Below are 12,545 nucleotides of genomic sequence, written 5' to 3'. Positions count from 1 at the left end.
TCATGACACAGACTTTAAGCCAGCTTGAAAACCGTGGCGCCTTCATTGAACGTCACATTGGGCCGGATGCTCAGCAACAGCAGGAGATGCTGAAGACGGTTGGCGCGGATTCATTAGACGCACTGATCGGCCAGATTGTGCCAAAAGACATCCAGCTTGCCACACCGCCGCAGGTGGGTGAAGCCACCACGGAGTTCGCCGCACTGGCGGAGCTGAAGGCTATCGCCGGCCTCAACAAGCGCTTTAAGTCTTACATTGGCATGGGCTACACCAACGTGCAGTTGCCGCCGGTCATCCTGCGCAACATGCTGGAAAACCCGGGCTGGTATACCGCCTATACCCCGTATCAGCCAGAAGTCTCTCAGGGTCGCCTGGAAGCGCTGCTGAACTTCCAGCAGGTGACGCTGGATCTGACCGGAATGGACATCGCTTCCGCGTCTTTGCTGGATGAAGCTACCGCGGCTGCCGAAGCCATGGCGATGGCGAAGCGCGTCAGCAAGCTGAAAAATGCTAACCGTTTCTTCGTGGCGGCGGACGTGCATCCGCAGACGCTGGACGTGGTGCGTACCCGAGCGGAAACTTTCGGCTTTGACGTGATTGTCGACGACGCTGATAAAGTGCTGGATCACCAGGACGTCTTCGGCGTGCTGCTGCAGCAGGTGGGAACCACCGGTGAAGTTCACGACTACGGCGCACTGATTGCCGAGCTGAAATCCCGTAAAGTGGTGGTCAGCGTCGCCGCCGATTTTATGGCGCTGGTGCTGCTGACGGCCCCGGGTAAACAGGGGGCGGATATTGTCTTCGGCTCTGCACAGCGCTTCGGCGTACCGATGGGCTACGGTGGCCCACATGCGGCGTTCTTCGGCGCGAAAGATGAATTCAAACGCTCCATGCCTGGCCGTATTATCGGCGTCTCAAAAGATGCTGCCGGTAACACCGCGCTGCGCATGGCGATGCAGACTCGCGAGCAGCATATCCGCCGCGAGAAAGCGAACTCCAACATCTGTACCTCGCAGGTGCTGCTGGCCAACATCGCCAGCCTGTACGCCGTGTTCCACGGCCCGGCTGGTCTGAAACGCATTGCCAGCCGCATTCACCGTCTGGCCGATATTCTGGCCTGCGGCCTGCAGCAGAAAGGCCTCAAACTGCGCCATGCCCACTACTTCGACACGCTGTGTGTGGACGTGGCGGATAAAGCGGCAGTGCTGGTTCGCGCGAATGCCGCAGAGATTAACCTGCGCAGCGACATCCACAACGCCGTCGGCATTACGCTGGATGAAAGCACCACCCGCGACGATATTCTCAACCTGTTTAACGTGCTGCTGGGTGATGCGCACGGTCTGGACATTGACGCGCTCGACAAAGAGGTTGCGCTCGACAGCCGCTCCATTCAGGACAGCATGCTGCGTAATGACGCGATCCTGACGCACCCGGTCTTTAACCGCTACCACAGCGAAACCGAGATGATGCGTTACATGCACTCTCTGGAACGCAAAGATTTGGCGCTGAATCAGGCGATGATCCCGCTGGGCTCATGCACCATGAAGCTGAACGCCGCGGCAGAGATGATCCCAATCACCTGGCCTGAGTTTGCCGAGCTGCACCCGTTCTGCCCGCCAGAGCAGGCGGAAGGCTATCATATGATGATCAATCAGCTTTCCGACTGGCTGGTGAAGCTGACCGGTTACGACGCGCTCTGCATGCAGCCGAACTCCGGCGCGCAGGGTGAATACGCGGGCCTGCTGGCCATCCGTCATTACCATGAAAGCCGTAACGAAGGGCACCGCGATATCTGCCTGATCCCAAGCTCCGCGCATGGCACCAACCCGGCCTCCGCTCAGATGGCGGGCATGGAAGTGGTGGTCGTGGCGTGCGATAAGAACGGCAACATCGATTTGGCCGACCTGCGTGCGAAAGCCGAGCAGGCAGGCGACAAGCTCTCCTGCATCATGGTGACCTATCCGTCCACCCACGGCGTGTACGAAGAGACCATCCGTGAAGTGTGCGAAGTGGTGCATCAGTTCGGCGGTCAGGTATACCTCGACGGCGCGAACATGAATGCTCAGGTAGGTATTACTTCTCCGGGCTTTATCGGCGCGGACGTGTCGCACCTGAACCTGCACAAGACCTTCTGCATCCCGCACGGCGGTGGCGGTCCGGGCATGGGGCCAATCGGTGTGAAAGCGCACCTGGCGCCGTTTGTCCCAGGCCACAGCGTCGTGCAGATCGAAGGCATGCTGACCCGTCAGGGTGCGGTCTCTGCGGCACCGTTCGGCAGCGCTTCTATCCTGCCAATCAGCTGGATGTATATCCGCATGATGGGCGCGGAAGGGCTGAAAAAAGCAAGCCAGGTGGCGATCCTGAATGCCAACTACATTGCGACTCGACTGAAGTCGGCCTTCCCGGTCCTCTATACCGGCCGTGACGGTCGCGTGGCGCACGAGTGCATCCTCGATATTCGTCCGCTGAAAGAGCAGACCGGCATCAGCGAGCTGGATATCGCCAAGCGCCTGATCGACTACGGCTTCCACGCGCCAACCATGTCGTTCCCGGTAGCGGGCACGCTGATGGTGGAGCCAACGGAGTCCGAGAGCAAAGCCGAGCTGGACCGCTTTATCGACGCGATGCTGGCCATCCGCATGGAGATCGATCGCGTGCAGGACGGCGAGTGGACGCTGGAAGATAACCCGCTGGTTAATGCCCCGCACACCCAGCACGAAATGGTGGACGAGTGGAACCACGGCTATTCCCGCGAGCTGGCGGTCTTCCCGGCAGGTGTGGCAAACAAATACTGGCCGACCGTGAAGCGTCTGGATGATGTGTACGGCGACCGTAACCTGTTCTGCTCCTGCGTACCGATGAGCGAATACCAGTAATCGCGCGGGTGAAGTCATGTAAGCCGGGTAAGGCGAAGCCGCCACCCGGCTTTTTTATTGGGAGAAGATAATGGGCATTGCACTTGTGACCGGCGCGAGCCGCGGCATTGGGAAAGCCACCGCGCTGCAGCTGGCACGCGAAGGCTATACCGTGGCGGTAAATTATCATCACAACATCAAGGCCGCGACGGACGTTATCAACCAGATTGTCAATGCCGGAGGGAAAGCCTTTGCCGTTCGCGCCGACATCAGCGATGAAGCTCAGGTGCTGGCGATGTTTGACAGCCTCGATCGTGATGGCGAGCCGCTTACCGCGCTGGTCAATAATGCGGGGATCCTGTTTGAACAATCGACTATCGAGAATTTGTCCGCAGAGCGCATTAACCGCGTACTTGCAACTAACGTCACGGGTTACTTCCTCTGCTGCCGGGAGGCGGTCAAGCGCATGTCTTTTAAACATGGCGGCAAGGGCGGGGCGATAGTGAATGTCTCGTCAGCGGCGTCCCGACTCGGTGCGCCTGGCGAATATGTGGATTATGCCGCGTCCAAGGGAGCGGTTGACTCTCTGACCACCGGCTTAGCGCTGGAGGTAGCGGCGCAGGGTATTCGCGTAAACTGTGTACGACCGGGGCTGATTTATACCGATATCCATGCCTCAGGCGGGGAACCGGGCCGCGTGGACCGGGTGAAATCGTTACTGCCGATGCAGCGCGGCGGGCAACCGGAAGAGGTGGCCCAGGCGATTATCTGGCTGCTGAGCGAGAAGGCGTCGTACGTGACGGGGAGTTTTATAGAGTTGGCGGGCGGGAAATAACCCCCTCACCCTAACCCTCTCCCCATGTACGGTCCGGGGACATAGTGAACGCTTGTTCGGGGACATGGTAGACACTTACAACTAAGGCATAAGAATCCGTTTATGGAGTCGCTTATGCCCTGGGATGCGAGAGATACCATGTCATTACGTACCGAGTTTGTTTTGTTCGCCTCGCAGGACGGGGCGAACATCCGTTCCCTCTGCCGTCGCTTCGGCATTTCACCTGCCACCGGCTACAAGTGGCTTCGTCGCTGGGCGGAGGAAGGGGCCTCCGGCCTTCAGGACCGCCCGCGCATACCGCACCATTCCCCGAACCGCTCATCTGACGACATCACTGCCCTGCTGCGCATGGCCCATGACCGTCATCAACGCTGGGGAGCCCGCAAGATTAAACGCTGGCTGGAAGACCAGGGGCACACCATGCCCGCCTTCAGCACCGTTCATACCCTGATGGCCCGTCACGGCCTGCTGCCGGGCACTTCACCGGGCATTCCCGCCACGGGACGGTTCGAACATGACGCGCCCAACCGGCTCTGGCAGATGGATTTTAAGGGCCACTTTCCCTTTGGCGGTGGCCGCTGCCATCCGCTCACTTTGCTGGACGACCACTCCCGTTTTTCCCTGTGCCTGGTGCACTGTAACGATGAACGTCGAGAGACCGTGCAGCAGCAGCTGGTCAGCGTGTTTGAACGCTACGGCCTGCCGGACAGGATGACGATGGATAACGGCTCACCGTGGGGAGACACCACCGGCACCTGGACGGCACTGGAGCTGTGGCTGATGCGCCAGGGTATCCGGGTGGGGCACTCCCGGCCGTATCATCCGCAGACGCAGGGCAAGCTGGAGCGTTTTCACCGCAGCCTGAAGGCGGAAGTGCTGCAGGGGAAGTGGTTCGCGGACAGCGGTGAACTGCAGCGCGCCTTCGACCACTGGCGGACGGTCTATAACCTTGAACGCCCGCATGAGGCGCTGGATATGGCGGTACCGGGCTCGCGGTATCAGCCGTCATCGCGACGGTACAGCGGCAACACAACGCCCCCGGAATACGACGAGGGCGTGATGGTCAGGAAAGTGGATATCAGCGGAAAGCTGAGCGTTAAAGGGGTAAGTCTGAGCGCGGGTAAAGCGTTCAGGGGAGAGCGGGTCGGACTGAAGGAGACGCAGGAGGATGGCTGCTATGAAGTGTGGTGGTACAGCACGAAAGTGGGGGTGATCGACCTGAAGAAAAAGTCGATCACCATGGGTAAAGGATGTTAAAAAGTGTTCACCATGTCCCCGAACACCTGTCTACCATGTCCCCGGACCGTACACCCCAAAGGGGAGAGGGGATCAATCGTAGCGCCGCCCGGCGTTACGGAGTTAGAGTTTCTCGCCGTTGCTGGCAATCACGCCTTTATACCACTCGAAGCTTTTCTTACGGGAGCGCGACATGTCGCCCGTACCGTCGTCGTGTTTGTTCACATAGATAAAGCCGTAGCGCTTGCTGTACTGGCCGGTGGTGAACGACACGCAGTCGATACAGCCCCACGGCGTGTAGCCCATCAGATCCACGCCATCATGGGTCACGGCTTTGATCATCTCTTCCACGTGAGCGCGCAGGTAGTCGATGCGATAGTCGTCGTTGATGCTGCCGTCTTCTTCGACTTTATCGTAAGCGCCGAAGCCGTTTTCCACGATAAACAGCGGCTTCTGGTAACGCTCGTACAGTTCGCACAGCGAATAGCGCAGGCCCACCGGATCAATCTGCCAGCCCCAGTCGGAGGCCTTGACGTGCGGGTTTGGCACGCTGCCTTCAAAGCCCGAAATCGCATCTCCGGTGCCGCCTTCCGCTTTGACCGCGTTGGTCATGTAGTAGCTGAAGCCTAAGTAGTCGCAGGTACCTTCACGCAGGATCTGCTCGTCACCTGGCTCCATCCTGATGGAGAAGCCACGACGCTCCCACTCATTCAGCACGTAAGACGGGTAGTAACCGCGAAGCTGGACGTCGGTAAAGACATAGCGCTCGCGCATCGATTCCTGGGCGAACATCACGTCTTCCGGTTTGCAGGAGAAGGGATAGAGTGCCACCATGGCCAGCATGCAGCCGACTTTCATCGCCGGGTTGATACGGCGCGCGGCTTTTACCGCCAGGGCGCTGGCCACAAACTGGTGATGCAGCACCTGGTACATGGTCTCTTCCGGGTTGTCGTGATCGGTATAAACCACACCGGAGCAGCAATAGCCGAACAGCGGTGCACGCCAGTTACGCTGGTTGTTGATTTCGTTGAAGGTCATCCAGTATTTGACCTTGTTTTTGTAGCGCTCAAAAACCACTTCCGCGAAGCGCACAAAGAAATCGACCACTTTACGGTTGGTCCAGCTGCCGTACTCCTGCACCAGGTGCAGCGGCATTTCGAAGTGGGAGAGGGTGATCACCGGTTCGATGTTGTATTTCAGCAGCTCATCGAACATGTCGTCGTAAAACTTCAGCCCTTCTTCGTTGGGCTGCGTTTCATCACCTTTCGGGAAGATGCGCGTCCAGGCGATGGAGGTGCGGAAACATTTGAAGCCCATCTCGGCGAACAGCTTGATGTCTTCTTTATAGTGGCCATGGAAGTCGATGGCCTCATGATTGGGATAGTATTTATCCGGCACCACCTCCTGGGTGATCTCCCGCGGCACACCGTGTGCGCCGCCGGTCAGAACATCACAAATGCTCGGCCCTTTACCGCCTTTATTCCAGCCGCCTTCCACCTGGTGAGCGGCAACGGCACCACCCCATAAAAAATCTTTTGGTAAGGTTAATTTTTTCATCGCTGCTATTCTCAATAAATGGCTTACTGGCATCGAGTCTAGCAAAGCGGAATTAAATGTCACGATATAACAATTTGCACTCAATGTGATTTGTTACATCAAAAAAACAGGATGTTTTATTCTGTCAGTTTCTTCGCCAGTTTACGGCCGAGAGATTCCAGAATATAGATGACGGGAATTTGCGTGGTAATATCGTAAACGCCCGCAATACGCGTCTGGGGGACATGCCAGGAGAGATTAAAGTCCGCCAGTTTTGCCAGACGCGAGTGCTCGTGGCTGGTAATGGAGAGCACCTTACAGTGGTGCAGGCTGAACTGGCTGGCGAAGCGCAGGATCTCTTCGGTCTCACCTGAGACGGAAAGGACAATGGCAAGTGCATTTTTCGCCATGTCATTGGTCACCGGGAAATAAGGGTCGTCGATATGGTTGCTGAATTTTCCAATATTTGAGAAGAAACGTGCGCCATATTTCGCCAGCGATCCTGATGTACCTGCACCGACAAATATAATTCGCTCTGAAGATAAAATAATATCGACTGCATCATCCAGTAACGCATCGAACTCTTCGTTATTCACGCTCTTAAAAAAGCTGATAATTTCGCTGGCACCGAAATTCGCCTGTTGGGGCTCATTTTGCTCTAAATAGAGCTTAAAGCGCACGCGAAACTCCGAATAGCCTTCGCAGTTGAGTTTGCGGCAAAAGCGCAGGATCGTGGTGGTGGAGACACCCGCCGCATCCGCCAGCTCGCGGATGGTCATGTACATCACTTTGTCACGGTTTTTAATGACATAGTTATAGACCATCATCTCAAGGTTATTGAGACTGGCAATGACGGAGTGGGTGAACATACTCACAATGGCATAACTCTCATTCAGACCTTATCTCCCCATCATAACATGCAGCCAGACGGCACGATCCATTTTTATACCTTTGATTCATAATGATTAAATTTTTATGTGAACAAATGTTAGGTGAAAAATTTATTTATGCCTATGATTTTTAGGTATAAATTCTGAAATGAAATTATTTTAGCTAACAGGTGTTCACTGGAATCATTCTCAGTTAGCATAGTGATGCGATGAATAATCATCTTTTGTTTTCCCGGAGTTTTGTATGGTGAGTAGACCATTAATCGCACAGGGATATTCGCTGGCTGAGGAGATAGCCAACAGCATCAGCCACGGCATTGGCCTGGTGTTTGGGATTGTCGGTTTAGTGTTATTGCTGGTACAGGCGGTGGATACCAACGCCAGCGCGATGGCCATTACCAGCTACAGCCTGTATGGCGGGAGCATGATCCTGTTGTTCCTGGCCTCGACGCTGTATCACGCTATCCCGCATCAGCGGGCCAAGATGTGGCTTAAGAAATTTGACCACTGCGCTATCTATCTTCTTATTGCAGGTACCTATACGCCGTTTCTGCTGGTGGGGCTCAACTCACCGCTGTCGCGCGGCCTGATGATTGTTATCTGGAGCCTGGCGCTGCTGGGGATCCTGTTTAAGCTGACCATCGCGCACCGCTTCAAGGTGCTGTCGCTGGTGACTTATCTGACGATGGGTTGGCTGTCGCTGATTGTGGTGTATCAGCTTGCCGTCAAACTGGCGGTAGGAGGCGTGACCCTGCTGGCCTTAGGTGGTGTGGTGTACTCGCTCGGTGTGATTTTCTACGTCTGCAAACGTATCCCCTACAACCATGCCATCTGGCACGGCTTTGTGCTGGGGGGCAGCGTGTGCCATTTTCTGGCGATTTATTTGTATGTGGGGCAGGTGTAGTTTTTTGTCGGGTGGCGGCTTCGCCTTACCCGACCTACGGGATCTGTAGGCCCGGTAAGCGCAGCGCCACCGGGCGATACAGCATCACTCTTCAAGAGAATACGGCAGCGGCTCAATGCTCAGCGTATTCGCGTCGTCACGCACGCGGAACACGCTGTCGGCTTCCATGTCGTTATTCATCACCGCCTGCACCAGAAGACGTCCGTCATCCAGTTGTACGGCGGCTAACACGGTGCCGGTACGGCGCCAGTTATCACCCATCTTCAGCTCGAGATCTTCACCGGCTTCCGGTACGCGGCTGGCGTGACCTGCCAGCGTCCACAGCGCACGTTTGTTTGCCCCGCGGAATTTTGCCCGCGCGACCATCTCCTGGCCGGTGTAACAGCCTTTTTTAAAGCTGATGCCGCCCAGCGCCTGCAGGTTGGTGGCCTGAGGAATAAACTGCGCGCTGTTGGCCGCGTCAATAACCGGCAGGCCCGCTTCGATATTCAGCGCCAGCCACTGCTGGCTGTTGTTGAGCTGCGCTTCGCCGCGCAGCGCCTCGGTCACGCGCTCGGCCGTTGTGGCATCCGTGACTAACAGGAAACGCTCCGCCGGGTGTTCAAACCACAGAATGGACGTCGCGCCTTCGCTGACCACCTGCTTTTCTGCATCCGGCAGTTCACTGAACAGGTTTTTCAGCGCCGCACGTGCCTGGAAGCCGGCCACGCCCAGCAGGACATGTTCATCGTCCGGGGCGATAGTGACTTTGGAAAAGACGGCGTACTTTTTCAGCTCTTTGAGCTGTGCATCACGCAGGCTGCGACGCTCAATAAAGGCAAAGCCGTCCTGACGGCGGAACAGACGCAGGTTGCTCCACATCTTGCCTTTTGGGTCGCAGTGCGCCGCCAGCAGGTGCTGGTGTTCGGTCATCTGGCTGACGTCGGCTGTCACCTGGCCCTGCAGGTATTTTTCGGCGTCGGCACCGGTGAGGGTTGCCAGCGCCCAGTCATCAAGAGAAATAAGCGTCAGCGGCAGACGCGCAGAGGCGGCGGGCTGGCGAGGAGAAAATGGTGTAAATGCCATAACGATATCCTGAATTGCTTAACGCTTTGATAATGCCTAATGGTAAAAGAGCCTGCAGGCAATGCAAGCGCTTTCAACAGGCCATTTGTGCCTTAAACCGCTTATGCGTAGCGCCACGCAAAATAGTGTAATCCGCTGTCTTCGTAGGGTTTATTCTGGAAGCTGACTCGTTGAACGCAATATTCCAGTAAAGAAACGGTCAAAAACACGTTACACTAACGAGTGTCCCCGTAGAGAAATAAAGAACACTGAACGGGGCGCCGACTGTGCCAAACGTAATGCAGGAAACTGAACATGGATATTAACAACAAGGCCCGTATCCACTGGGCGTGTCGTCGCGGCATGCGTGAGCTTGATATTTCCATCATGCCTTTCTTTGAATATGAGTATGACAGCTTAAGCGATGAGGATAAGCATCTGTTTGTTCGCCTGCTTGAGTCTGACGATCCGGATTTATTCAACTGGCTGATGAACCACGGCAAACCCGCCGACACCGAGTTGCAACGGATGGTGCAATTAATTCAAACACGGAATCGGGAACGTGGTCCTGTGGCAATCTGATCTTCGCGTCTCATGGCGCTCGCAGTGGATGTCGTTATTGCTCCACGGCCTGGTTGCGGCCATTGTGCTGCTGATGCCATGGCCGCTGAGCTACACGCCGCTGTGGCTGCTGCTACTGTCGTTTGTTGTATTTGACAGCGTACGCAGCCAGCGTCGCATCAATGCCCGTCAGGGAGAGATCAAATTACTGATGGATTCCCGCCTGCGCTGGCAGGGAACAGAGTGGGATATCCTCGGTATGCCCTGGATGCTCAATACCGGCATGATGTTACGGTTACGCAAGGTAGAAGGCGGACGTTGCCAGCATCTGTGGCTGGCCGCTGACAGTATGGATGCGGCCGAGTGGCGAGACCTGCGCCGTATGCTGTTGCAACAGACGACACAGGGGTAATGCGCGTTAGCTAAACTTTTCCGCCATTTCGTCAAGAATCTGCTCGCACCAGGTTTGCAGGCGTTCATCGCTGAGATCGTACTGGTTGGTTTCATCCAGCGCGAGCCCGACAAACAGCTCGCCGTCGGCAATAATCGGTTTTTTACTGGTGAACTCGTAACCTTCGGTTGGCCAGTAGCCGATGAACGACACCCCTTTCGGCGCCAGCTTATCATGCAGCATGCCCAGGGCATCCAGGAACCACTCCCCGTAACCCAGCTGATCCCCCATGCCGTACATGGCAACGATTTTGCCGTCGAGATTGACTGAATCGAGCTGATCCCAGATGGCTTCCCAGTCCTCCTGTATTTCACCGAAATCCCAGGTTGGGATGCCGAGGATCAGTACATCGTACTGTTCCATCAGCGCGACCGCGTCATCTTTCAGGTTATGCAACGTCACCAGTTCCGGGCCAATGATGTCGCGAATTTTTTCTGCCGCCATTTCGGTGTAGCAGGTGCTGGAACCATAGAACAGACCAATATTCATCGCGTAACTATCTCAATTCTTGCGTTGACTTTGCGCGTAGTGTACCAGAAACCGGTCACAATCAGGCATAATGGCCTGACTGCAGAATCAAAGGGGCTGACGTGGAAAAGGATCTCGCACTGATCGAACAGTTTCTCGATGCACTGTGGCTGGAGAAAAATCTGGCCGAGAATACCCTCAGTGCCTACCGTCGCGATCTCACCATGCTGGTGGAGTGGCTGGCGCACCGGGGGTTATCCCTTGCGAGCGCGCAAAGTGACGACCTGCAGGCGCTGCTCGGGGAACGTATCGCGGGGGGCTACAAAGCCACCAGTTCCGCACGTTTGCTCAGCGCCATGCGTCGGCTGTTCCAGCACCTTTACCGGGAGAAGATCCGCGAAGACGATCCCAGTGCGCTGCTGGCATCGCCGAAACTCCCGCAGCGGCTGCCGAAAGATCTCAGCGAAGCACAAGTTGAGAGATTATTACAGTCACCGGCAGTTGACCTGCCGCTGGAGTTACGCGATAAAGCCATGCTTGAGCTATTGTATGCTACCGGCTTGCGCGTTTCGGAACTGGTCGGCCTGACGATGAGCGATATCAGCCTGCGTCAGGGCGTGGTGCGCGTAATAGGTAAAGGTAACAAGGAACGGCTGGTACCGCTGGGTGAAGAGGCGGTGTACTGGCTGGAAACGTACCTGGAGCACGGCCGTCCGTGGTTGCTCAACGGTGCGTCTATCGACGTCCTGTTCCCGAGCCAGCGCGCCCAGCAGATGACGCGGCAAACGTTCTGGCATCGCATCAAGCATTACGCCACACTGGCGGGTATCGACAGTGAAAAGCTGTCGCCGCACGTATTGCGTCACGCCTTTGCGACGCATTTGCTGAACCATGGCGCCGATCTGCGCGTGGTGCAGATGCTGCTGGGACACAGCGATCTTTCCACGACGCAAATTTACACCCATGTCGCGACGGAACGCCTGCGGCAGCTACACCAACAGCACCACCCTCGTGCGTGAGTGCCGACGAATTGTAACAGGATCAACTATGAAAAAGTCTTTCGCGCTGTTCACCCTGCTGGCAGCCTCATTTACCGGTTTCGCCCATGCGGATGACGCCGCCATTAAACAGTCGCTGGCGAAGCTTGGCGTCACCAGTAGCGATATTCAGCCAGCCCCGGTTGCCGGCCTGAAAACGGTGCTGACCAACAGCGGCGTGCTGTACGTCACCGAAGACGGCAAACATATGATTCAGGGCCCGCTTTACGATGTGAGCGGCGCGCAGCCGGTCAACGTCACCAACCAGCTGCTGATGAAAAACCTGAACGCGCTCGAAAAAGAGATGATCGTATATAAAGCGGCGCAGGAAAAACACGTTATTACCGTCTTCACCGACATCACCTGCGGCTACTGCCACAAGCTGCATGAAGAGATGAAAGACTACAACGCGCTGGGCATTACCGTGCGTTACCTGGCTTTCCCGCGTGCAGGCGTGCAGAGCCAGCCGGAGAAGGACATGAAGGCTATCTGGTGTGCGAAAGACCGCAACAAAGCGTTTGATGATGCGATGAGTGGGAAAGAGGTTAAGCCTGCGTCCTGCGACATCGACATTGCTAACCACTACGCGCTGGGTGTGCAGTTTGGCGTGAACGGTACGCCTGCGATTGTGCTGAGCAACGGTTACGTTGTTCCGGGCTATCAGGGACCGAAAGAGATGAAAGAATTTCTCGACGCCCACCAGAAACAGTTTGGTGGTAAATAATCCG

The 12,545-nt window shown here is 56.2% G+C and carries 12 protein-coding genes; 8 read left to right on the top strand and 4 right to left on the bottom strand.

The window, feature by feature from the left end; translation table 11 throughout:
• Positions 1-2 precede the first annotated feature (2 nt).
• The 3 genes from gcvP (at position 3) to SP99_RS18325 (ending at position 4,947) form a co-directional block, all read left to right on the top strand.
• Positions 3-2,876 (top strand): aminomethyl-transferring glycine dehydrogenase, encoded by a 2,874-nt coding sequence (gcvP, locus tag SP99_RS18335; RefSeq protein ID WP_047959424.1) that lies wholly within the window; start codon positions 3-5, stop codon positions 2,874-2,876.
• Between the two features lie 70 nt (positions 2,877-2,946).
• Entirely contained in the window at positions 2,947-3,690 is a 744-nt protein-coding gene (locus SP99_RS18330) for an SDR family oxidoreductase (protein ID WP_047959423.1), read from the top strand.
• 114 nt (positions 3,691-3,804) lie between these two features.
• Positions 3,805-4,947 (top strand): IS481 family transposase, encoded by a 1,143-nt coding sequence (locus SP99_RS18325; RefSeq protein ID WP_047958346.1) that lies wholly within the window; start codon positions 3,805-3,807, stop codon positions 4,945-4,947.
• A gap of 102 nt (positions 4,948-5,049) precedes the next feature.
• Here SP99_RS18325 and SP99_RS18320 read toward each other — a convergent pair whose 3' ends face one another.
• Complete coding sequence (locus tag SP99_RS18320) at positions 5,050-6,483, bottom strand: 6-phospho-beta-glucosidase (RefSeq protein ID WP_047959422.1); 1,434 nt, start codon at positions 6,481-6,483, stop codon at positions 5,050-5,052.
• Positions 6,484-6,599: 116 nt separating this feature from the next.
• Positions 6,600-7,331, bottom strand: a complete 732-nt coding sequence (locus SP99_RS18315) for a MurR/RpiR family transcriptional regulator (RefSeq protein WP_025757752.1) — start codon at positions 7,329-7,331, stop codon at positions 6,600-6,602.
• A gap of 265 nt (positions 7,332-7,596) precedes the next feature.
• On the opposite strand from SP99_RS18315, the gene trhA reads away from it, so the two are divergent.
• The gene (trhA, locus tag SP99_RS18310) at positions 7,597-8,256 is read left to right on the top strand and encodes a PAQR family membrane homeostasis protein TrhA (RefSeq protein WP_025757753.1); all 660 of its coding nucleotides are present in this window, start codon (positions 7,597-7,599) and stop codon (positions 8,254-8,256) included.
• An 84-nt stretch (positions 8,257-8,340) separates the two neighbouring features.
• Here trhA and ygfZ read toward each other — a convergent pair whose 3' ends face one another.
• Positions 8,341-9,321 carry a tRNA-modifying protein YgfZ gene (gene ygfZ / locus SP99_RS18305; protein ID WP_047959421.1) on the bottom strand — a complete coding sequence of 327 codons (981 nt, stop codon included), beginning with the start codon at positions 9,319-9,321 and terminating at the stop codon, positions 8,341-8,343.
• 294 nt (positions 9,322-9,615) lie between these two features.
• Here ygfZ and sdhE point away from each other — a divergent pair, with 294 nt between their 5' ends.
• Positions 9,616-9,882, top strand: coding sequence for an FAD assembly factor SdhE (sdhE, locus tag SP99_RS18300; protein WP_025757757.1), 267 nt, complete (start codon positions 9,616-9,618; stop codon positions 9,880-9,882).
• Complete coding sequence (locus SP99_RS18295) at positions 9,863-10,273, top strand: protein YgfX (protein WP_025757758.1); 411 nt, start codon at positions 9,863-9,865, stop codon at positions 10,271-10,273. Before sdhE ends, SP99_RS18295 begins: the two co-directional genes overlap by 20 nt.
• 6 nt (positions 10,274-10,279) lie before the next feature.
• Here the strand turns inward: SP99_RS18295 and fldB are convergent, their stop codons facing one another.
• Complete coding sequence (gene fldB / locus SP99_RS18290; protein ID WP_047959420.1) at positions 10,280-10,801, bottom strand: flavodoxin FldB; 522 nt, start codon at positions 10,799-10,801, stop codon at positions 10,280-10,282.
• 101 nt (positions 10,802-10,902) lie between these two features.
• On the opposite strand from fldB, the gene xerD reads away from it, so the two are divergent.
• Together xerD and dsbC are read left to right on the top strand one after the other, a co-directional pair.
• Positions 10,903-11,799 (top strand): site-specific tyrosine recombinase XerD, encoded by an 897-nt coding sequence (xerD, locus tag SP99_RS18285; protein ID WP_028016949.1) that lies wholly within the window; start codon positions 10,903-10,905, stop codon positions 11,797-11,799.
• Positions 11,800-11,827: 28 nt separating this feature from the next.
• The gene (dsbC, locus tag SP99_RS18280) at positions 11,828-12,541 is read left to right on the top strand and encodes a bifunctional protein-disulfide isomerase/oxidoreductase DsbC (RefSeq protein WP_047959419.1); all 714 of its coding nucleotides are present in this window, start codon (positions 11,828-11,830) and stop codon (positions 12,539-12,541) included.
• The last annotated feature ends 4 nt before the right edge of the window (positions 12,542-12,545 follow it).

The organism is Enterobacter sp. BIDMC92 (genome assembly GCF_001030225.1).
Taxonomy (GTDB): domain Bacteria; phylum Pseudomonadota; class Gammaproteobacteria; order Enterobacterales; family Enterobacteriaceae; genus Enterobacter; species Enterobacter sichuanensis.
This window is presented reverse-complemented; position numbering and strand designations above follow the sequence as displayed.

Excerpts from the sequence above, each read along its gene's own strand:
- SP99_RS18320 (WP_047959422.1), bottom strand. The coding sequence starts at position 6,483 with ATGAAAAAATTAACCTTACCAAAAGATTTTTTATGGGGTGGTGCCGTT.
- sdhE (WP_025757757.1), top strand. The coding sequence starts at position 9,616 with ATGGATATTAACAACAAGGCCCGTATCCACTGGGCGTGTCGTCGCGGC.
- dsbC (WP_047959419.1), top strand. The coding sequence starts at position 11,828 with ATGAAAAAGTCTTTCGCGCTGTTCACCCTGCTGGCAGCCTCATTTACC.
- fldB (WP_047959420.1), bottom strand. The coding sequence starts at position 10,801 with ATGAATATTGGTCTGTTCTATGGTTCCAGCACCTGCTACACCGAAATG.
- SP99_RS18330 (WP_047959423.1), top strand. The coding sequence starts at position 2,947 with ATGGGCATTGCACTTGTGACCGGCGCGAGCCGCGGCATTGGGAAAGCC.
- trhA (WP_025757753.1), top strand. The coding sequence starts at position 7,597 with ATGGTGAGTAGACCATTAATCGCACAGGGATATTCGCTGGCTGAGGAG.
- SP99_RS18315 (WP_025757752.1), bottom strand. The coding sequence starts at position 7,331 with ATGTTCACCCACTCCGTCATTGCCAGTCTCAATAACCTTGAGATGATG.
- gcvP (WP_047959424.1), top strand. The coding sequence starts at position 3 with ATGACACAGACTTTAAGCCAGCTTGAAAACCGTGGCGCCTTCATTGAA.
- ygfZ (WP_047959421.1), bottom strand. The coding sequence starts at position 9,321 with ATGGCATTTACACCATTTTCTCCTCGCCAGCCCGCCGCCTCTGCGCGT.
- SP99_RS18325 (WP_047958346.1), top strand. The coding sequence starts at position 3,805 with ATGCCCTGGGATGCGAGAGATACCATGTCATTACGTACCGAGTTTGTT.